The 20,083-nt window shown below is 60.7% G+C and carries 18 protein-coding genes and 1 pseudogene; 7 read left to right on the forward strand and 12 right to left on the reverse strand.

Annotated features, from left to right (window positions below):
- Positions 1-17: 17 nt before the first annotated feature.
- The 7 genes from C4J86_RS17460 to C4J86_RS17490 all read right to left on the reverse strand — a co-directional run bounded on the left by C4J86_RS17460 (position 18) and on the right by C4J86_RS17490 (position 9,449).
- Positions 18-2,546: a hypothetical protein gene (locus C4J86_RS17460; RefSeq protein WP_218567878.1), complete on the reverse strand. Its 2,529-nt coding sequence runs from the start codon at positions 2,544-2,546 to the stop codon at positions 18-20.
- Positions 2,547-2,656: 110 nt separating this feature from the next.
- Positions 2,657-3,007 (reverse strand): type III secretion apparatus InvB, encoded by a 351-nt coding sequence (locus tag C4J86_RS17465; RefSeq protein ID WP_177413162.1) that lies wholly within the window; start codon positions 3,005-3,007, stop codon positions 2,657-2,659.
- A 211-nt stretch (positions 3,008-3,218) separates the two neighbouring features.
- Positions 3,219-4,952: an OPT family oligopeptide transporter gene (locus tag C4J86_RS17470; protein ID WP_124371313.1), complete on the reverse strand. Its 1,734-nt coding sequence runs from the start codon at positions 4,950-4,952 to the stop codon at positions 3,219-3,221.
- A gap of 84 nt (positions 4,953-5,036) precedes the next feature.
- Positions 5,037-5,663, reverse strand: coding sequence for a glutathione S-transferase family protein (locus C4J86_RS17475; RefSeq protein WP_124371314.1), 627 nt, complete (start codon positions 5,661-5,663; stop codon positions 5,037-5,039).
- A gap of 68 nt (positions 5,664-5,731) precedes the next feature.
- Positions 5,732-7,789, reverse strand: coding sequence for a methyl-accepting chemotaxis protein (locus C4J86_RS17480; RefSeq protein ID WP_124371315.1), 2,058 nt, complete (start codon positions 7,787-7,789; stop codon positions 5,732-5,734).
- Between the two features lie 240 nt (positions 7,790-8,029).
- Positions 8,030-8,725 (reverse strand): tRNA (adenine(22)-N(1))-methyltransferase TrmK, encoded by a 696-nt coding sequence (locus C4J86_RS17485; RefSeq protein ID WP_124371316.1) that lies wholly within the window; start codon positions 8,723-8,725, stop codon positions 8,030-8,032.
- A gap of 13 nt (positions 8,726-8,738) precedes the next feature.
- Positions 8,739-9,449 (reverse strand): FadR/GntR family transcriptional regulator, encoded by a 711-nt coding sequence (locus C4J86_RS17490; protein WP_124371317.1) that lies wholly within the window; start codon positions 9,447-9,449, stop codon positions 8,739-8,741.
- Between the two features lie 336 nt (positions 9,450-9,785).
- On the opposite strand from C4J86_RS17490, the gene C4J86_RS17495 reads away from it, so the two are divergent.
- Positions 9,786-11,147, forward strand: a complete 1,362-nt coding sequence (locus C4J86_RS17495) for an MFS transporter (RefSeq protein ID WP_124371318.1) — start codon at positions 9,786-9,788, stop codon at positions 11,145-11,147.
- Positions 11,148-11,165: 18 nt separating this feature from the next.
- Positions 11,166-12,491 carry a glucarate dehydratase gene (gudD, locus tag C4J86_RS17500; RefSeq protein ID WP_124371319.1) on the forward strand — a complete coding sequence of 442 codons (1,326 nt, stop codon included), beginning with the start codon at positions 11,166-11,168 and terminating at the stop codon, positions 12,489-12,491.
- Between the two features lie 44 nt (positions 12,492-12,535).
- Here the strand turns inward: gudD and C4J86_RS17505 are convergent, their stop codons facing one another.
- Both C4J86_RS17505 and C4J86_RS17510 read right to left on the reverse strand, forming a co-directional pair.
- Positions 12,536-12,913: an addiction module antidote protein gene (locus C4J86_RS17505; protein WP_124371320.1), complete on the reverse strand. Its 378-nt coding sequence runs from the start codon at positions 12,911-12,913 to the stop codon at positions 12,536-12,538.
- 1 nt (position 12,914) lies between these two features.
- Complete coding sequence (locus C4J86_RS17510) at positions 12,915-13,217, reverse strand: type II toxin-antitoxin system RelE/ParE family toxin (RefSeq protein WP_124371321.1); 303 nt, start codon at positions 13,215-13,217, stop codon at positions 12,915-12,917.
- Between the two features lie 388 nt (positions 13,218-13,605).
- On the opposite strand from C4J86_RS17510, the pseudogene C4J86_RS17515 reads away from it, so the two are divergent.
- From C4J86_RS17515 to C4J86_RS17525, 3 genes and pseudogenes are all read left to right on the forward strand, one after another.
- A pseudogene (locus C4J86_RS17515) lies at positions 13,606-14,216 on the forward strand (transferase).
- Between the two features lie 124 nt (positions 14,217-14,340).
- Positions 14,341-15,369 (forward strand): alpha/beta fold hydrolase, encoded by a 1,029-nt coding sequence (locus C4J86_RS17520; RefSeq protein ID WP_124371322.1) that lies wholly within the window; start codon positions 14,341-14,343, stop codon positions 15,367-15,369.
- Between the two features lie 130 nt (positions 15,370-15,499).
- Complete coding sequence (locus C4J86_RS17525) at positions 15,500-15,670, forward strand: DUF2986 domain-containing protein (protein ID WP_124363663.1); 171 nt, start codon at positions 15,500-15,502, stop codon at positions 15,668-15,670.
- Here the strand turns inward: C4J86_RS17525 and C4J86_RS17530 are convergent.
- From C4J86_RS17530 to C4J86_RS17540, 3 genes are all read right to left on the reverse strand, one after another.
- On the reverse strand, positions 15,642-16,637 hold the full coding sequence (locus C4J86_RS17530; protein WP_124371323.1) for a GlxA family transcriptional regulator: 996 nt from the start codon (positions 16,635-16,637) through the stop codon (positions 15,642-15,644). The genes C4J86_RS17525 and C4J86_RS17530 overlap by 29 nt on opposite strands.
- Positions 16,638-16,641: 4 nt before the next feature.
- Positions 16,642-17,184, reverse strand: coding sequence for a cysteine hydrolase family protein (locus C4J86_RS17535; RefSeq protein ID WP_124371324.1), 543 nt, complete (start codon positions 17,182-17,184; stop codon positions 16,642-16,644).
- 163 nt (positions 17,185-17,347) lie between these two features.
- A complete protein-coding gene (locus C4J86_RS17540; RefSeq protein ID WP_124371325.1) occupies positions 17,348-18,559 on the reverse strand; it encodes a YeeE/YedE family protein in 1,212 nt (403 codons plus the stop codon).
- 177 nt (positions 18,560-18,736) lie between these two features.
- Here C4J86_RS17540 and C4J86_RS17545 point away from each other — a divergent pair, with 177 nt between their 5' ends.
- Together C4J86_RS17545 and dmeF are read left to right on the forward strand one after the other, a co-directional pair.
- Positions 18,737-19,012: a metal/formaldehyde-sensitive transcriptional repressor gene (locus C4J86_RS17545; RefSeq protein ID WP_124371326.1), complete on the forward strand. Its 276-nt coding sequence runs from the start codon at positions 18,737-18,739 to the stop codon at positions 19,010-19,012.
- Positions 19,013-19,032: 20 nt separating this feature from the next.
- Positions 19,033-19,953: a CDF family Co(II)/Ni(II) efflux transporter DmeF gene (gene dmeF / locus C4J86_RS17550; protein ID WP_164487782.1), complete on the forward strand. Its 921-nt coding sequence runs from the start codon at positions 19,033-19,035 to the stop codon at positions 19,951-19,953.
- Positions 19,954-20,083 lie beyond the last annotated feature (130 nt).

Consider the following 20,083-nt stretch of genomic DNA (forward strand, 5'->3'; position numbering starts at 1 on the left):
GATTGCCCGACAGCCCATCACGCTGCTGTACTGGACTTGAATAGCTCGCTCATGAGGTCGGTTGCCGCCCCATGCCCGAAGACATCAGCGGAATCACGCTGGGAAGGATCCAGTGTGCCTTCGGCTCTGATGCTTTGCCCGGTATAAACCAACGTTCCTTCCAGCACTTCGACCGCGCTGTGATAACCCAAGCCGACCAAAAACGCACCCGCCCCTGCCGCACGCGCATAGCGCTGGTCCTGCTCGGCCGGCGCCAAGACCGACATAGGCATGATGGTGCCACCGTCTTGAGCGCGGGGACCATCGGGCAGCGCACCCACGTATTGATCGTGTGCGCTTACGCCGCGCAGCATGTCCCAAGCCTGTAAAATCTCGGCCGGCGACGCTGACATATGCCCGACAAGCGGCTCGGTCGTTTCTTTGACGCGGGCCGTCCCAATGTCAAAAACCGCCCAGCGATTGTCAGGAATACGTTCAGATGCGGGGACATTGAGTGCCTTATCCGCTTCCAGCCCGCTGTTATGTACGCCTGCTCGAAAAGGCATGTCGGCCGGCGAATTGAACGAACGGACCTTTCGTTCAGCGCGTTTATCCGGGCCGACAACCGCAGAGCCGCCTTGCTCACGCAAGTGCTGGATGGCGACAGTATCCGGCACCTCCAGCCCCTGGGCTTTGAGCAGATGGTTGAGGGCTGTCATCAGCCCCTCATCTGCATTGCCGGGGGTGGTGTAAAACCCGCCGATATCGCCCATCAGTGCGATAACCACCGCTCTATCGGTGGCGCTCGCAGCCACGCTGCCCGTTGCCGCCTGCGCGCCTGCGGCTCGCGCCAATGCTGCAAGCAAGTCATCCGTCGTTTTTCCAGCCAGCAGCCGTCCTTCCCCCAGCAAATGAGCACCCATCATTTTCTGATGTTCTGCGCTCAGGTTCGAGACCACGCGATGCAACACCTTGGCTGCCGCCGCAAGCTCTCCGGTCAGGATGTCACTGGGCTTGTAAAGCACGCTTCTCGCCGCGACGGTCTGTGCGAAGGCCAACTCTTTGGTGGTCGCCCGGGAAGCCTGTCGCGCCGGGTCGCCATGGGTGATTTGCAGGTGAGCGGCGTCCTTGGCCTTAAGCACATCATTAAAGGCAGCGGCGTCTTTCGCGGCATTTTCCAGGGCGTGATAATTCATGAAAAGCTTATCGCCAATATGCTCGAACCCGGGTCTACCCGAAAAATCCTCAAGCAATTTATTCTGGACCTTCGGATGCGTCAGCGCGTATGAAATTTCATCCATCGAGTGCCCGCCATCCACGTAAATGAACAGCAAGGCCTGGATGGCCAAATAGGTTTCAAGGTCGTCAGGGTGTGTATCGGCATGCACCGCTTTGCAAGCACGTACCGCCCCCTGTTCAATCACGATTGAACCCGACGGCCCGTTGACGTAAGTCCCTGTGCCTTTTTCAAAAAGCGTCTTCATATAAGAACCGGGTTGAGATGCATCAGGATGTTCAGGATCCTGCATCTCAAGCCTGTCGGGGCAACGGGTGCTGGCGCTGGCTAACAACTGGTTCTTGTAGTCATTTTCATACGTAATATTAAAAGGTTCGTTCAGGCGCAAATCCCTGGGCGCCGCGTCGATGTTTCGCAAAATACCGACGTTGTAACTGTCGGCCTGCCTGAACAGGTTGCCTTCTCGGGCATTGAGTTCTATACGGCCTTTGCCCGGTGCCCTGATGGGATCAAACACACCGTCCCAATGACCTGCCGGGAGTTTTGCCTCGGCATCCGGTTCATTTTTCAGCGCGTAGCTCAAATATCGGTGTTTGTAGATATCAAACAAGGCCGCTCTGGCCTCGGGTGAAATACTCAAGGTTTCCAAGGTTTTCTCGGCACGCGTGTAGAAACCCTGAAGCTGATCCAAACCGACGATGCGGGTGTCGAAACTTTGATTTTTCCAAGCGGCCTGATATTTCTCGAACAACGGTGCGCTGACATAGTTGTCCTTGATGTAATTCACTTGGTTGTTTGAGATAGCGCAGAAGGTTTTATAAATGTCCGGCGAGCGGAAGTAATCCTGCAACGCATGTTTGGCATAGTAGCTTTCGAATGCACGCCGTACCGGGTCGTTGACCATTTTCAGCTTCATCGCACCGTCAGCAGCTTGCGCTGAGCCGTTGACGACCAGCTTGACCAGCTCTGCTTTACGCTGATCAGGATCGTGGATACTGCGCAGTCGAGTGAGAATTTTCTGAGTTTGGGTTTCAGTCGGCCCCGCCATCCTGAACCTGTTCAACCCCAGGCTCAGCGCACCATCCTTGATTAACGCCTTGCCCGGCAAGATACGGTCCTGAGAGTATTTTTCAACGATATCACTGGTGATAACGGCGTTATAAATGGCGCCATTTCTGATTTGCGCGGGCTGCGCGTCGCCGTAGAGAAAACTGACCGGGCGCGCCTGCCCCTCAGCGTTGAGCGTGACTGTGGGCACTGCGTTCGACTGCAGTTCAATAGGCTTGTTTTTCAGGTAATCGAAGTTCTTCACGAACTCGACATTCTTCAAGTTGCTGTCAGGGTCAGACGCTAGCTCGGCCGACGCTCTTAAAACGGTAGTATTGTTAATCGGCACAGTGTTCACTCCCATTGGATAAGATAACTAACGTCGGACGATGCTTACTTGAAAATGCCGTGCAGCGATATCATCAGCCTGAAAAACCCATCCAACGCCCCCTGCAGATGTGTGGCTGAACCACTACAGATATCATCCAGCAAAGCCTTGACTTCGTAACCACGTAGACCTTTACCCAACACGGCCTGGCCCGTGACTACCGATGGCAATGGGTATTGCAGTGCAAGCAGCAGTTTTTCTGCATGAGTATTCAGCGTGGCGCCGTTCAAGGTATTTAACTCACTCCACATCCACACCCTGTGATGATCAGCAGTCAGCATGATCGGGCTGATAGTTTTAAAGTTAAGTACAATCGACGAGTGACGATCAAAGTGCCCTATTTGTTCTTGGGGCACGCCAAAATCCAATAAAGTCTCGCGTAGTATTTTCGATATATCAGAATTCACAGCCTATGCCCTCAAGCGTCAGCCACTGTGCCTCAAGCGGTTATAACCGACCTTCCTGAATTATCCAGATGCCCCCTTTCAATGCATGTAAGAGGGGCGGACTATGAGTGGCGAACTTCCACGAACAGTTCCACCTGGCAACTCACGCACCGTTCGTGCGTCAACCCGCCTGCATCATCATCTGCCACAAGGAAGCCCCCACGCCGGTGATGCTCTCGCCGGCGATAAGCCCGGCCGCTGCGGTAATCGCAAAACGCTCGGTAAGGCTTGGCCAACGGCAGCTGATCACCCAGGTCACCACCGCCCCCAACGCCATCATCAGCGACACAGAGGCCGGCAATACAAACGCCAGTCCCAATGCCGCAGCGCTGGGCAGATAGCGGGCACGATCGACAGGCAACATGCTGTCGAGCACACCCAGCACTGCACCGATCAAGGCCGCGATGGCAATCGCCCAGCGAATGCTCGGCGACAGTGAGTCCAGCCCGTGGGTCAGGGTTTGCGCCACGGCTTTCCAGGTGGCCACGGCCGGTGCCGGCCATTGCTCGGTGAGCAGCATGCTCTGGGGGTCGGGGATCAGTGCCAGGTAGGCGAATACGCCGACGATGCTGCCGACGAAAATCCCCAGGATTTGCGCGATAACCTGCTTGTGTGGCGTAGCGCCAATCGCCTTGCCCACCTTGAAGTCGTTCATCAAGTCCGTGCATTGCCCGGCCGAACCGCCGGCCGTGTTGGCGCTCATCAGGTTGATCGGCACCTGCCCCGGCGCGGCGATGCCGAAGCTCAGTTGGGACAGCTGACCGATTGCGCCAATCGGCGGTATACCAGTGGCCCCCACCACCCGCGCCGCCACGGCAGCCAGGCAGATTGCCAGGGGAATGGTCAACAGTGCCATCCACAGGTTGATACCGAACAACAGCGCCTGCAGGCTCACCACCAAGCCGATCGCCAGGATGAAGCCGGCGGCAGGGCCCGGCTTGGGCAGCGTCCACGGCGTGCCGCCGCCCGCCCGGGTGGAGCGATGCAGCGCCCACAAGCGAATCGCCAACGACGCCAGGGTGGAACACACCATCAGGCTCACCCCTGGCCACAGCAGCCATTCCACCAGCGCGGCAAATTGTGGGCCGCTGCTACCCGCCGCAATGTTCACCAGTCCTTGCGCCAACAGCCATGGCCCCAGCCCGCCCCAGGCCAGCACGGCGCCGAGCAGCAAGGTCAGGCCGACGCGAATGCCGATGATGCCGCCGAACCCCAGTAACAGCAGCGAAGGGTCTGCGCTAAACGTCAGGCGCTCAAGCTGTGCGGTCGGCGACCAGCGCGGCAGCGCCCACAGGAAGGTATCCACCCACTTGACCAGCCCCGACAAAATGGCGGCGCTGAGCAGCACTTTCAAGCGTGTCGCGGCTTCGCGCCCGTGGTTGTAGATGTGCAGCAAGGTCTCCAGGGTGGCCATGCCTTCGGGAAACTTCAGCGCCTTGTCATTGAGCAATGAGGGCCGCAGGTACCACGCGATCCAGATCCCCAGGAAGCTCACCGAAAACACCCAGGCGATCATCGGGATTGCCTCCAGCTGGTTGCCCGTGAGCAAGGTGTAAGCCGGGATGGGCGCGACCAGCCCGCCGGAAATGATCGACGCGGCGGCCGAAGCGACGGTCTGGTTGATGTTGCTTTCGTGCAGCGTCCACGGCACCGCCGCAGCAGAGCGTTTGGCCAGGCCCTGCCAGACCGCATAGCCAATCAGCAACGCGATGATCGACATGTTGAACGACCAGCCGATCTTCAGGCCCGCGTACACATTGGACGGGGTCAGCAGGATGCCGAGCAGGACCCCGGTGATGACTGCCCGCAGGCTGAGTTCGCGTTCTACGGGGAGGGTTGACGAGATGGGATGCATGCAGATTCCTTTCGACCAGAAGACAGCGCCACTGGTTAAGTGAGCGCTGCCTGGCGCAAAGGTTCAGCGGTCCTTCATGCGCCTCTATTTGGCGAACGCATACTCGCCGCCCTGCTCCACTGCCTTGCGATAAGCCGGTCGTTGCTGGAGCTTGTCTACCCATGCCGCCAGGTTCGGGTACGCCTGCAGCTTGCCCTGCGCCTTGGCAATCTCGCCGATAAAGCTCATCTGGATGTCCGCACCGGTCAGTTCATCACCCACCAGATACGGAGTTTTGCCGAGCACGTCATTCAGGTAGCCGAGGTAGTTGGCCAGCTCTGATTCAATGCGCGGATGCAGCGGTGCGCCGGCTTCACCCAGGCGCCCGACGTAGAGGTTGAGCATCAACGGCAGCATGGCCGAGCCCTCGGCAAAATGCAGCCACTGCACGTATTGGTCGTAGCTGGCGCTGGCCGGATCGGGTTGAAATTGACCGTTGCCGTGGCGGCGGATCAGGTAGTCGATGATGGCGGCCGATTCAATCAGTACACGGGAACCGTCCTCGATCACCGGCGATTTGCCCAGCGGGTGAATGGCCTTGAGCTCGGGAGGCGCGAGGTTGGTTTTCGGGTCGCGCTGGTAGCGCTTGATCTCGTAGGGCAGGCCCAGCTCTTCGAGCAACCAGAGGATGCGCTGGGAGCGCGAATTGTTGAGGTGGTGAACGGTAATCATAGGGGGGCAGCTCCGTTAGGGTTAAGGAGAAGACTACACGACGGCGGCAGAGTGCCCTGAATGGGCGCTCAGTCCAATCGAAACCGCGCCGTGTTAGCACTCAACGCCCGGCTGCCCTTGCTCAGGCTGTCGGCGGCCTGATTGACTGCCCGTGCGCCGTCGAGCAAGCGCCCGGCCGCCTGGTCCACCTGCTGGATATTGCCGCTCACCTCGTCGGCCGTCGTTGCCTGTTCTTCCACGGCGGCGGCGATTTGCGCCAGGGTGTCGGTGACGTTCTGCACGGCACCGGCGATTTCGCCGAGGCGCGTGCCCAGGCCGGTGACGGATTCGGCGTCACTGAGCGCCTGGTTGCAGGCGGCGCCCATCAGGCTGACGGCCTGGCTGACCGTGGCGCGCAGGCTGTCCACGGTGCTGGCGATCTGCGCGGTGGACGCCTGGGTGCGTTGCGACAGGCTGCGCACCTCATCGGCGACCACGGCAAATCCGCGACCTTGCTCGCCGGCGCGGGCAGCTTCGATGGCGGCATTGAGGGCCAGCAGGTTGGTCTGCTCGGCGATCCCGCGAATGGTGTCGACCACCGATTGAATCTGCTGCCCCTGCTGGCTGACTTGTTCCAGCGCGTTGGCGGTGTCGGTCAGGCGCTGGTTGAGTTGCTGGATGCTGGCCGTGGTGCGCTGGCTGTCGCGGCTGCTGTCCTCGGCGATACGCCGGGTCTGCTGAGCGCTGTCGGCAGCCTGCTCGCAGCTTTTGGCGACGCCCAGGGAGGTGGCGGCCAACTGGGTGGCGGCTGCGGCAATCTGGCTGATCTGGTGTTGCTGGTCTTCGACTTCGGTGAGGGTGCTGCCCGATTGCGCGTTGAGGGTGAGCACGGTGGCGCCCAGCTGCTGGGTTTCATGATTGACGCCGAGCAGGCTGGCGCGCAGTTGCACCACGGCGACGTTGAGCGCCGTGCTGATGGCGGCCAGTTCGTCGCGCCCCTCCACCGCCACTTCGACGCGCAGGTTGCCGTCGCGCAAGGACTCGGCCAGCGTCGTGATGCCGCTGGCGCTGCGGCGGATCGACGCTTGCAGGCAGACGAACAGGTACAACGCCGCCAGCGCCAGCAGGCTGAACGTCGCCGCCACGGGGATGAAGTGCTGCAGCGAGCGCTCACGGTAGTAACTCAAGCGCGCGTCGAGCGAATGCAGCGACTGGCTGCGCAACGCGCCCAAGGCCGCGAGCATGGCGTCAACGCTTTGGTTGAACGCGGCGGTGTCGAGCTTGATGGTGCCGCCGAAGACGCCCTCGTCCAGGGTCTTCAGCTCGCTGTCCAGGCGTTGCAGGCTGGTTTCGTACTGCACCGTCCAAGGCTCGAGGCCTGGGTATTGCCTGGCTTTGAGCGCGCCGGCTGCCTTGACCAACTGGTCGCGCGCATCTCCGATGCGGCCGCGCAGGTCGCGCATCTGCAAACGGCTTTGCAGGGTGAACTGGCCCGAGGCGATCGAGGATTGGCCGACGCTGGCCGTGCGCCCGATACGCTCGATCAGGTCCGGGGTGTGCTGGCTGGAAATCTGCATCAGCAGGTAGGTTTCCAGCCACGGATCGAGGATCAGGCCGGCGTCCAGGGTGATCTGTTCGCGCAGCGATTGCATCGCGGTCAGGGCCGCGGTAAAGCGGTCATAGCCATCCGGCCACCAGCCGACGGTGCGCAGGGCCTGGGTGTCCATGCCCTTGACCGCTGCCTGCAAGGTGTCGAAGCGCGCCAGGGTATCGGCGCTGGCGTTATGGGTTCTGAGCGCGTCGCCCAGGGTTTGCAGGCCTTGTTGGATCACTGGGCTGCCAGCGTCCACCTTGTCCATTGCGGCCTGGGCGGCAGGGGTTGGCGTATGCAGAATATCCAGGGCTTTCCAGCGGGCGGCCAGGTTGCGTTGGGCGGTCAGTTGCACATCGAGCGAGTCCAGCGCCAACAGTTGGCGCACACCGGACTGTTCGCTGGAGATCACCGCGAGTTTGTCGCGGTAATCCTGGCCGATCATCCACAAGCTCCCGGCCAGCGGCAGCATGAACAGGAAGAACAGCACCTGGAACTTGCGCGCGAAACCGAACCGTCCAAGCAGGCGGATACCCGGTGATAAAAGTCTTTGCATGCCCTGCAACTCCCCTGAACAAACTCAAGCTTCACAGCGTGTGAAATAACTAACGGCAAAATGCCATGTCATTGATTAGCAAGATATGGGCCGCAGGTTGAAACCTTGGCGATAGGCGTAATGGCACCGCGAAACCGACCGACGGTGCGCGAAAATGGGGCAAAAGCACTCAGCGGCGGGCAGGCCCTGTAACCGCCGGGGACAAAAGTTTCGGGGGAGCTACGCTGTACGCGGCGGCGTTCAGCCCAGCACATGGGTAATCCATTGGATGTGCTGGGCAATTTCTTGCCGTTTTGCTTGCGGCACCGACTGCCTGGCCTTCTCGAAACCGGCAAGCGTCTTGTGTTTCTCGCGCAGCAGGCGTTGCCATTTCGCCACGAACATCGGGGTGCGCGCCTGCAGGTGCAGCGGTCCGAAGTACAGCTGCTCATCGGTGTAGTTCACCGGCCCGCTACGTTCGGCGACGATGATTTCGTAGTAGAAGCGATTCTCATGCAGCAGCTCCTCGTGCAGGATTCGGTAGCCGTTGTCCATCAACCAGTGGCGCAACGGTTGCTCGCCGCCGTTGGGTTGCAGGATCAGGCGTTCCTTGCCGCTCAACCGCGCTTTGCCGCTGTCGAGGATGTCGCGGATCGTCTCGCCGCCCATGCCGCACAGGCTGACGGCGGTGATGGCGTCGTCTGGCTCGATCGCTGCCAGACCATCGGCCCGGCGTACGCGGATGCACTGCTCCAGGTCGTTGGCGCGCACGGTGCGCTGGGCTGCGCGAAAGGGCGTGGCCGCGACCTCTCCCGCCACGGCCCCGGCAATCACACCACGACGCATCAGCGCCACCGGCAGGTAAGCATGGTCCGAGCCGATATCAGCCAGGCGCGCGCCAACCGGCACCCATGCCGCTACGCGCTCCAGGCGCATGGACAATGTATGTTCGTTCAACAGGGATTCCTTGTCATTCGCCGGAAAATCGATCCCGGCTATTGGTCAAATGCAGCACCATCGCCGCCCGCGCGGCATCCGGATCCTGGCGCTTGAGCGCATTGAAGATCGCCTCATGCTCCAGGTTCGCCAGTTGCCCCAGCTTGGCAAAATCCGCGCCGCCGCGCTCGGCGCCCAGCACCAGGGTGCGGGGGATCATGGCAGTGCCCAGGTGCTGCATGATTTCGCTGAAAAACGTGTTGCCGGTGGCCTCGGCGATCAGTTGGTGAAAGCGCTTGTCTTCTTCCACGCAACTGTCGTTGTTGGCCAGGGAGGCCTGGTAGTCGTCCAGCGCCTGACGCATGTGCGCCAGTTGCTCGTCGGTACGGCGCAGCGCGGCCAGCGCCACGGCTTGCACTTCCAGGCCCAGGCGCAGCTCCAGCATGTTGCGCACGCTGGCGACCGTGTCCACATGCAGGCGCAAGCCTTGCTGGGGGTGTTGCGCCAGCACGAATGTGCCGATGCCGTGGCGCGTCTCCACCAGGCCAGAGGCTTGCAGCTTGGAGATGGCTTCGCGCACCACCGTACGGCTGACCCCGTGCTCAAGCACGATGGTGGATTCGGACGGCAGTTTTTCACCGGGCTTGAGCTGCCCGAGCAGGATGCGCTGGGTCAGTGCGTCGACCACGCCCTGGGCCAGGTTGGTGGAGCGTTTGCGCACAGCGGGGGCGTTTTCAATGGGCATTGCCAGGTTCCACGGGGTTGGGCAGGTGGGAGCTTAACACTGGGCTCAGGCGCGGCGCTGGGTTGATTCATGAAACGTCCAACTTGTATGACAACCAACCTGAAACACATCAATTCCATTCCTGTATCGGGGATTTTTTGCCGGGGATTCTGACGGCTACAAGGCTTTTAAACCCATTAAAGATCTATTAAATAACCAAAAGAACGCCTGCTCTTCGCTTTTATAAGAATAAATACAGATCCCAACGCATTGCGGTTTTCAAAAAACAACTTGTATGATGTCTGGCAACAAGACACGCAAACCCGCATAAAAACAAATCAGGGGGAGTTTTGAATTGTGAACAATTCAAGCCATGCATCTGCCACACCAGAAACTGATTCGGTGCTCGCTCGCGCCGTGGGCAAAGTGAAGGGCCATGTGCTCCCACTGTTCGTGATCATGTTCATCCTCAACTACATCGACCGGGTCAACATCGGCTTCGTGCGCACGCATATGGAGCACGACTTGGGCATCGGCGCGGCGGCCTATGGCTTCGGTGCCGGGCTGTTCTTCATCGGCTACGCGATCTTCGAAGTGCCGTCGAACATGCTGCTGCAAAAAGTCGGCGCGCGCATCTGGCTGACCCGCATTATGTTCACCTGGGGCATCGTCGCCACGATGATGGCGTTCATCCAGAACGAAACCCACTTCTACATCCTGCGCTTTTTGCTGGGCGTGGCTGAAGCGGGCTTCTTCCCAGGCGTGATTTACTACTTCACCCGCTGGTTGCCAGGCGTGGAGCGCGGCAAAGCCATTGCGATTTTCCTCAGTGGCTCGGCGGTTGCTTCACTGATCTCCGGCCCGCTGTCGGGTGCGCTGTTGCAGATTGAAGGCTTGGGCTTTCACGGCTGGCAATGGATGTTCGCCATCGAAGGCCTGGCCTCGGTGGCGCTGGGCTTCTTCGTCTGGTTCTGGCTGGACTCCAAGCCCCATGACGCCAAGTGGCTGAGCCGCGAAGAACAGGACGCGCTGGTGGGCGCCATCGATCAGGAACAGCGTGATCGCGAAGCCCTGACCACGGTCAAACCGACCATCGGCAAACTGCTCAAGGACCGTCAGATCATGCTGTTCTGCGCCTTGTATTTCTGCATCCAACTGACGATCTATGCGGCGACGTTCTGGCTGCCGAGCATCATCAAGAAAATGGGTGACCTGAGCGATGTGCAGGTCGGGTTCTTCAACTCGATTCCCTGGCTGATCTCGATCATCGCCATGTACGCCTTCGCATCGCTGTCGGGCAAATTCAAATTCCAGCAGGCCTGGGTCGCGGCAGCCTTGTTGATCGCGGCAGCCGGGATGTTCATGTCCACCACGGGCGGGCCGATCTTCGCCTTCGTGGCCATCTGCTTTGCGGCCATCGGTTTCAAATCCGCTTCTTCGCTGTTCTGGCCGATCCCACAGGGCTACCTCGACGTGCGCATCGCCGCCGCGGTGATCGCGTTGATCAACTCCATCGGTAACCTGGGTGGCTTTGTCGCACCGACCACCTTCGGTTTTCTGGAACAAACCACCGGCTCGATCCAGGGCGGGCTTTACGGCTTGGCCGGCACCTCTGTGCTCGCGGCCATCCTGGTGTTTTTCGCCAAGACGTCACCGTCTGCCGGCTTGATGTCGCCCAGCGTTGCGCCCACTGGCGCCGCCGCCAGCAAATCTATTTGAGCGTATAAGGACTTTGCCATGAACACGCCTGTTGTCACCCATTTCCAAGTCATCCCGGTCGCCGGCCACGACAGCATGCTGCTGAACCTCAGCGGCGCCCACGGCCCTTATTTCACCCGCAATATCGTCATTCTCAAGGACAGTTGCGGCAACACCGGCGTAGGCGAAGTGCCCGGTGGCGAGCGCATCCGCGAAACCCTGGAAGACACGCGCGGCCTGGTGATCGGCCAGCCCATCGGGCAGTACCAGCGCATCCTCAATCAAATGCGCACCACCTTTGCCTCACGGGACGCGGCCGGTCGTGGGCTGCAAACCTTTGATCTGCGTATCACCATTCACGCCGTTACCGCGATGGAGGCTGCCCTGCTCGACTTGCTCGGGCAATTCCTCGAAGTACCGGTGGCGGCCCTGCTCGGAGAGGGCCAGCAACGCGATGCGGTGAAAATGCTCGGTTATCTGTTCTACGTCGGTGACCGCAGCGCAACGGACCTGGCCTATCGCAACGAGGCCGACGCCGACGACGACTGGTTCCGCCTGCGCCACGAGAAAGCCCTGACCGCCGACGCCGTGGTACGCCTGGCCGAAGCCGCCAAAGCCAAATACGGCTTCAACGACTTCAAGCTCAAGGGCGGCGTGCTGAGTGGCGATGCAGAAATCGAAGCCGTTACGGCCCTGGCCGAACGCTTCCCCGATGCGCGCATCACCCTCGACCCCAACGGCGCCTGGTCACTCAAGGAAGCGATCCGCCTGTGCCGTGACCAGCATCAGGTACTCGCCTATGCCGAAGACCCCTGCGGGGCGGAAAACGGTTACTCGGGCCGCGAAGTCATGGCCGAATTCCGCCGCGCCACGGGTCTGAAAACCGCCACCAACATGATCGCCACCGACTGGCGTGAAATGGGCCATGCGATCCAGCTGCAATCGGTGGACATTCCCCTCGCCGACCCGCACTTCTGGACGATGCAGGGCTCGGTGCGGGTGGCGCAACTGTGCAACGAGTGGGGCCTGACCTGGGGCTCGCACTCCAACAACCATTTCGACATTTCCCTGGCCATGTTCACCCAGGTGGCCGCCGCCGCACCCGGCGAGATCACCGCCATCGACACCCACTGGATCTGGCAGGACGGCCAGCGCCTGACCAAGGCGCCCCTGCAGATTGAAGGCGGCTACGTAAAAGTGCCGGCCAAGCCTGGCCTCGGGGTGGATATCGACATGGATGCCGTGGCCAAGGCCCATGAGTTATACAAAGGCATGGGGCTGGGCGCGCGGGACGACAGCGTGGCGATGCAGTACCTGATTCCAGGTTGGAGCTTCAACAACAAGCGACCTTGCCTGGTGCGGTAAGACCTCGAGGCAAAGCCGGCCACTGTCTTCAGTGTCATGGTCGATTATTGGCCGGCCGTCGCCGGCTTTGCCCCAGGCGCTTGCTTGCTCGCAATCGGCTGCACCGTCAGCTCCACTCCGAGTGCCACCATCAACTTCTGGATCGTCTCATAGCGCGTTTTGGAGCCGCCTTTGAGGGTTTTATAAAGACTCTCCCGATTAACCCCCGCCGCCTCGGCCACCTTGTTCACGCCCTGGGCCTTGGCCACCTCGGCAAGGGCCTTCATGAGGACGTGCGGGTCCTGAGACTTCATGCTCTGCGCCAGATAAGCGCTGATAGCCTGCGGATTGTCGAGGAAGCGTGAAGCTTCGTAGACACGGGTACCGGATGTATCCAGATCGAGGATCGGCATGTCCTCGGGTTTGAATTTCGATTTGCTCATTTCATCCACCTCTCAGGGCATCGAGGATCTCTTTTGCCCGCTTGATTCCTCTTTTCTGGTCGGTTTTATCGCTTCCCCATAACATCAAGTAAGCGGTGATGCCCGTGCGTACAAAATAAATCCTGTAGCCTGGCCCGACAAAAACACGCATTTCGCTCAGGCCGTCGCCGACAGGCGCACAGTCGCCAAAATTGTTCTCTTCGGCGCGGTCGAGACGGGTCAGCACCGCTGCTTTCCCCCAAACATCCTTCATACCGTCGAGCCATGTATCGAACTCGGGCGTCCTGCCAATCGTATTGATCACAAAGCCACATGTAGCCTACTGGCTACTCCCTGTTGATGCCAGTGAATTTTTAATTGCGATGAAAGCCGCAAGCAAAACCCTAGTCCAGCACCCGCCCGAGCGGCCGATCGATACTATTAGCACCTGTTTCCCCCGCGTTTAAAGCGGCCGATCAAACAACGGCGCCCCGGCGTGGCGCCCTGATCGCCCGCTGACACAGCACACATCCAATGTGGGAGGGGGCTTGCTCCCGATGGCGGTCTATCAGTTAAAAAATGGCTGACTGACACACCGCCATCGGGAGCAAGCCCCCTCCCACATTTGGATCGGCGTAGGCCAACCCCTGTAAAAAGTCACCTGGCTCGCATTATTCTGTCCTGACGCTCGCAGCCCGAACCGGAGGCTTTCCATGAGTTCACCCAACATCAGCACCTTCATTACCAATGGCCCTCACTCGGCCTGACTCCCCCAACCGCCTGGCAGGTATCCCAAGACTGCGAAAACCAGGTGCTAGCCCTGCTTTCGCGCCTTGGCCCAGGCTTTCGCCGCCACGGTGACTGCGCCATCCATGAAAGCGCCATCGTCGAAGAAGGCGCTGTGCTGAAGGGCCCGATTATCATCGGCGAAGGCTCATTCGTGGCGGCGGGTGCGTACCTGCGGGGCGGGGTTTATCTGGGCAGCCATTGCATCGTGGGGCCCAGTTGCGAATTGAAAAGCACCTTCATGCTGGGGGGCAGCAAGCTGGCGCACTTCAATTTTGTCGGCGACTCCCTGATTGGCCAAGGCGTGAACATTGAGGCCGGCGCGATCATCGCCAATTATCGTAACGAACTGAATGGAGCGGCGATCAGGATCCGCCATGCAACCGGCGTGATAGAGACAGGCGTGAACAAATTCGGTGCCCTGGTGGGCGACGGCTGCAAGATTGGCGCAAATGCAGTCATCGCTCCCGGCGCGATATTGCTACCCAACAGCCATGTTCCACGTCTGGGGTTGGTTGACCAGTTCGCTTACGATTGAGCAGCAGGCGGCTTTCCTTGTTCAGGATGATCCGTAAAGCGTTCGGCGGTAAAAGGCCTGCGCGCCTACCAAAACTGCCTGTTCCAGTTCATGCTGCGCCCTCACTTCAAGGACGATAAAAACAGTGAAAACCGCCCTCGCCGCCCTGTTCCTGATTTGCCTGACCGGCCACGCATTCGCCAACGACAACCCTGTCGGCTTCAAAACCGCCACGCTGTCCGATGTACACAACCTGCGCCCGCGGGAATTAGTGGTCTGGTATCCCGCGATAACCGAAGCCACGCCACGGCTGATCCGAGACGACATGGTTTTCTACGGCACCCTTGCCGTACCCGACGCACCGCCGGCCAACGGCGAACACCCGCTGGTGGTGCTTTCCCACGGCTATCGTGGCAATTGGGGCAATCAGGCGTGGCTGGGCAGTGCGTTGGCCCGTCAGGGTTATATCGTGGCGGCGGTCAACCATCCGGGCAGCACTACCAAAGATCGCAGCCCCGCCGCCGCCGCACGATTGTGGCAGCGGCCCGAAGACCTGAGTCGTGCCATTGACTCGGTGCTTGCACAGCCCAAGCAGTTCGGCGCCGTGGCGCAAAGCCGCATTGCACTGGCAGGTCACTCCCTCGGCGCCTGGACCGTGCTGGAAAGCGCCGGTGCGCGTTTTGATCACGCGCGCTTTGCCAAGGATTGCGGCGTCCATCCACAACTGAGCAGTTGCAGCGTTTACCAGCAAATGAACCCCGCCGGTACACCGGCTGGCGAGGCTCAATTGGCTGCTGACTTGAGCGACAAGCGCGTCACTGCGGTGGTGTCCCTGGACATTGGCCTGTCGCGCGGTTTTACCGATGCAAGCCTGGCCGCGCTGCCAGTGCCGGTACTGGTAATCGCCGCTGGCGTGCCATCCGTGGAATTGCCTACGCAACTGGAGTCCGCCGACCTGGCCAAGCGGCTCCCCAAGGCGTCAACGCAATACGTGGAAATCAGCGATGCGAGCCACTTCAGCTTTATGGCGCAGTGCAAACCCGGCGCAGCGGCAATGCTCGACGAGGATGCGCCCGGCGACGGCATCATTTGCCAGGATGGCGCGGGCGGGCGGCCTCGGGCGGCGATCCAGCAGCAGGTGGTCACGCTGATCAGCAAGTTCCTCGCACATTAATCTGTGGCGAAGGCGCTTGCTCCATCGCCGCAGGTACAGCGCATCCTTGAGGGGTGCCTTTCAATCCAGGACCACGGCCACAGTTTTCAAACTGGTATCATCCGCGCCCTCCCCCATCAGGCCAACGCACATGAACCGCCAGAAAAAACTCAAGCAGCTCTTCAAGGCCAAGGCCAAAAAGGCCAGTGCCAAACTGGCGCCGAAGAGCAAAGATACATACGTCAGCAAGGCGGACCGTTTAAAGCTGGCGGCCGAGACCGGCCAGGAGTCGGTTACGCCCCCTGAGACGCTGGCTGAATAAGGCGCATCGCTGAAGGCGTGCCCGTTTCATATTTGCCCCAGATACGCCGCAGGTGGCGCGCCGAACCAAAGCCTGCGCGCTCGGCGACGGTTTCGATGTCCAGGCTCGACTCCACCAGCAGCTCGCGAGCCACGGCCAGGCGCAGACGGTGCAGGTAATCCAGCGGGCTGATGCCGACATGCTCGTGGAACAGGCGCGCCAGATGGCGGCTGCCGGTGCAGGCCAGGTCCGCCATGCGGGTGACGGTCCAGGCGTCGCAGGGGGTGGCGGCAATGGCGTCTTGTACGCGATGAACGGCCGGGTGCAGGTGATTACGTCCGGCTATCCACGGCGATAACTGCGGGTCAGCGCCGCTGCGACGCAGGTACACCACCATGTCCCGCGCGACGGCGCACGCCAGCCTTGGCCCGGCACGCTCGGCGATCAAGTGCAGCATCAAATCGATACCGGCGGTGATCCCGGCGCTGCAACTGACCCGACCGTCGGTGACGTACAGCCGGTTTTCCAGGACCCGGGCCTTGGGCGCGAGCGCCTGGAGGGTGGCGCACAGCGTGTGGTGCGTGGTGCATTGGCGCCCGTCGAGCAGCCCGGCACGGGCGGCAGTCAGCGCACCGGCGCACACGCATATCAAGCGCTCGGCTGAGGGTGCAAACACCGTCTGCAACCACTGCACCAGGCTGTCGCTGGCGGATTCGAAGGCCTGCTGGCGTGCTTTGTGCACCTTCATGCTGGAGCCGACCAACACCACCAGGGTGCCCGGCGCCAAGCGGGTCGGCAAGGGCGCCAGGCCCGTTAACGGCAGGCCGATGGAGCTGTGCAGGGATTCCACCGGGCTGACGTACTGCAGCTCGAAATCCACCGCCGCCGGGTCGTCGGCCTGCGCGGCCAGGCGCAGCACTTCGGCAGGCCCCGCCAGGTCGAGCATCAGCACATTGGGCAACAGCACGAACAGCACCGGCACGCTCATGGATTCACCCCGCCAATGCCTGGGCGACGGTGACGATGCGCGCAAACCGATCCTCCAGCACCAGTTCCGTACGCTCGCGTATCTCCGTCGGGGTGTACACCCGGCCACTGCGTGCGTGGGTCATCGGGAAGGTCAGCGTAGCCTCACTGACGAAGTCGACGTTAAAACCGCTGTCCGAGGCCTGCCGCGTGGTGGTTTCACAGCACTGTTCGGTACGAATGCCGCTGATGATCAAGGTGGTGACGCCCATCTGCGTGAGGCGCGCGGCCAGCGATGTACCGGCGAAAGCGCTGTGGTAGTGCTTATGGATGACCAACTGCGGATCGATCGATAACTCGCTCAATGTCTTGACGTTACCCGATGCCATCGAAAAGTGCCCTTGGTCTTCCACATGAAAGACTTGTACCACCGGGATGCCCTGCTGAACACAGCCGTCGATGAGGGCCTGCTGGTTTGCGAGGTAATTCGGCAGGTCGTTTTCGGACCAGTAGGGTGAATGACGGAATGAATGCTGGGCATCGATCACGATCAGGGCTTTGCGGTTCATGGCGGGTCCTTTTGGCTTATGTATGGAGGCAGTGCTGCAAGCCATGGTAGAGACCCTGCCGGATGCACAACAGGCGCAAGGCGGACCGATTCAGGACGGATTCGGACATGCCATTGGATGCCATGGCCGGCAACTGCCAGCCAGGCGACTATGAACCGCTCGTTCAGCAACCACTCAAGGCGACCTGAGGCCGTTCGCCGGCGAAGAAAAACGGTCGCAGGCGTACGCCCACGCTATTGCCGATAAACGCCGCCACCAGCCACAGCCAACCATGCAGGCTCCCCGAGGCAATGCCGCTGAAGTAGGCGCCAATGTTGCAGCCGTACGCCAGGCGCGAACCATACCCGAGCAGCAAGCCGCCGATGACCGCCGCGATCAACGAGCGCGCCGGGATCTTCAAGCTCGGCGCGAAACGCCCGGCTAGGCCGGCGGCCAACAGCGCGCCAAGAATAATGCCGATGTCCATGACGCTGGTGATGTCTTCCCAAACCGGTGCGGCCAGGGCCTTGGCATTGCCCGGCACCTGCCAGAACGCCCAACTGGCCACGTCCACCCCCAGCCCGCTCGCCACCTTGGCGCCCCACAGCGCGAACGCTGAAGTAATGCCCCATGGCCGCCCGGCCAACGCCAGCGTGGCGTAGTTGAGCAAGGCCAAGCCAATCGCCCCCCACACCAACGGCCACGGCCCGCGCAGGAAACGACGCAGCCCCTGATGTTCGCTGGTCACGCCGGCTTCAAGCTGACCGTGGCGGCCCTTCTCCAGGCGCACGGTCACCAGCGCAATGAGCGCGAAAACAGCCAGGCTCAGGAGCAACGCCGGCAATACGCCGAAACTTTTGACGATTGAAACGGGCGGGAACGACGGCAACGCAAACCACCAGTCAACGTGGTGCGTGGCGATCAACGATCCACAGATAAAGAACAACAGGGTCACCAGCATGCGCGCATTGCCGCCACCCACGGTGAACAGGGTGCCCGACGCGCAACCACCGCCCAGCTGCATGCCGATGCCGAAGATAAACGCGCCGAATACCACCGACACTCCGGCCGGCGCCACCAGCCCGACCACCGGCTGGCCGAACAAGCTGCCCGCGCCCAGCGCCGGGAAGAACAACAACACCGCCACCGCCAGCATCACCATCTGCGCGCGCAACCCGGCGCCGCGCCGATCATTGATAAACACGCGCCAGGCCGAGGTAAAACCAAAGGCGGCGTGGTACAGCGTCAAGCCCAATGCGGCGCCGACGACCAGCAACAACACCTGGCGCACACCCACTGTGTTTTGCAGGAATACGGCGCCCGCCATCAGGACGATAAAGGCCACCAATGGCGCGAACGGCTTGCGCGCCGGGGTCAGGGAAAGGGAAGTGCTCATGGGGACCTCAATGTGTTTGAAGCTGGCCAGTATAAACCCAGAGTGATTGCAGGTAGGCGGCGCATTGCTGGCATGCCTACTGCGCGACCCAACGCTTTCGCAACCCTGCTTAAGCACCGCTGTCTTGCATAGGGGGGGCGGGTATGCAATTCTCGGCATAGGTAAGGGGGGTATACCATGGGCCATCTGGCATCGAACAAAGACGATCTGCTCAAGCGCGTGAAGCGCATTGCAGGCCAGATCCAAGCGGTAGAACGGGCGCTGGAGTCAGATCATGACTGTGCCAAAACGCTCCACCTTGTGGCCGCCACGCGCGGGGCCATCAACGGCCTGATGGACGAAATCATCGAAAATCACGCCAGGGAGCATGTTGCTGATCCGGCGCTGAGCGACGAAGAGCGCGCCAAAGGCGTCGAAGAGCTTCTGGTAGCCATTCGACGTTATTCCAAATGACGAACGCAGGCGCAGATTTCATGAACGGCAACACGGGCTTCACGCACGAGCACGTATATCTCGGCGCGGCACATGATGAGAATGCAAAGCGCACCCTCTGGGTGGTGCTACTGACGGTTGTGATGATGGTCGGTGAGATTGCTGCTGGGTACATCACGGGGTCCATGGCGCTGCTGGCCGACGGGTTTCATATGGCGACCCATGCGGGAGCGCTGGGGATCGCAGCGGTGGCGTATGCATATGCCAAGCGTAATGCCTCCAGCACTCGATTCAGTTTTGGCACCGGCAAAGTTGGTGATCTGGGTGGCTTTGCGTCAGCGCTTATTCTGGGATTGGTCGCCCTGGGAATTGGCGTTGAATCGGTCATCCGCCTGCTCCAGCCTACCGACGTCCAGTTCGGAACGGCAACGCTGATTGCCGTCGTTGGCCTGATGGTCAACATAGTGAGCGCGCTCTTGCTCGGCCACGGTCACAGCCATGACCATGACCATCACGACCATAGTCATCACGCAGGTGACAACAACCTCAGGTCAGCGTACGTCCATGTGATCGCGGATGCCCTGACGTCTGTTCTTGCCATCGCTGCCCTGCTCGCTGGCCGCTACCTCGGATGGGTCTGGCTTGATCCGGCCATGGGTATCGTTGGCGCGATAGTCATCGCACGGTGGGCCTGGAGCCTGATGGGCGCATCTGCGGGTGTTCTACTTGATCAAACCGACGAGCATGTTGCAGAGGAAATTCGCGAGCTGGTTGAACAACCTGGCGACGCCAAAATTACCGACCTGCACGTGTGGCGTGTCGGTCCGCAAGCCCACGCTGCGATTGTCAGTGTTCTCGGTGACACTACAATCAATGCAGATAACATTCGGGAACGGCTGAAGCCTGTTCATGAAGTCAGTCACCTGACGGTTGAGTTTCGAGCATCGCTTCCTGCAGCGTAGTGCTCGTTAATACCACGCTGTTGCCGGGTCAAATCCCGGACAAAAAAAAGCCTGCATCTCTGCAGGCTTTTCTCTATCTGGCTCACGACCTGGACTCGAATAGAAAAATAAGCAACTGTTTTACAATGAA

The organism is Pseudomonas sp. R2-7-07, from assembly GCF_003852355.1.
In the GTDB taxonomy this organism is placed as follows: domain Bacteria; phylum Pseudomonadota; class Gammaproteobacteria; order Pseudomonadales; family Pseudomonadaceae; genus Aquipseudomonas.

Excerpts from the sequence above, each read along its gene's own strand:
- C4J86_RS17470 (WP_124371313.1), bottom strand. The coding sequence starts at position 4,952 with ATGCATCCCATCTCGTCAACCCTCCCCGTAGAACGCGAACTCAGCCTG.
- C4J86_RS17475 (WP_124371314.1), bottom strand. The coding sequence starts at position 5,663 with ATGATTACCGTTCACCACCTCAACAATTCGCGCTCCCAGCGCATCCTC.
- C4J86_RS17480 (WP_124371315.1), bottom strand. The coding sequence starts at position 7,789 with ATGCAAAGACTTTTATCACCGGGTATCCGCCTGCTTGGACGGTTCGGT.
- C4J86_RS17490 (WP_124371317.1), bottom strand. The coding sequence starts at position 9,449 with ATGCCCATTGAAAACGCCCCCGCTGTGCGCAAACGCTCCACCAACCTG.
- gudD (WP_124371319.1), top strand. The coding sequence starts at position 11,166 with ATGAACACGCCTGTTGTCACCCATTTCCAAGTCATCCCGGTCGCCGGC.
- C4J86_RS17505 (WP_124371320.1), bottom strand. The coding sequence starts at position 12,913 with ATGAGCAAATCGAAATTCAAACCCGAGGACATGCCGATCCTCGATCTG.
- C4J86_RS17525 (WP_124363663.1), top strand. The coding sequence starts at position 15,500 with ATGAACCGCCAGAAAAAACTCAAGCAGCTCTTCAAGGCCAAGGCCAAA.
- C4J86_RS17530 (WP_124371323.1), bottom strand. The coding sequence starts at position 16,637 with ATGAGCGTGCCGGTGCTGTTCGTGCTGTTGCCCAATGTGCTGATGCTC.
- C4J86_RS17535 (WP_124371324.1), bottom strand. The coding sequence starts at position 17,184 with ATGAACCGCAAAGCCCTGATCGTGATCGATGCCCAGCATTCATTCCGT.
- C4J86_RS17540 (WP_124371325.1), bottom strand. The coding sequence starts at position 18,559 with ATGAGCACTTCCCTTTCCCTGACCCCGGCGCGCAAGCCGTTCGCGCCA.
- C4J86_RS17545 (WP_124371326.1), top strand. The coding sequence starts at position 18,737 with ATGGGCCATCTGGCATCGAACAAAGACGATCTGCTCAAGCGCGTGAAG.
- dmeF (WP_164487782.1), top strand. The coding sequence starts at position 19,033 with ATGAACGGCAACACGGGCTTCACGCACGAGCACGTATATCTCGGCGCG.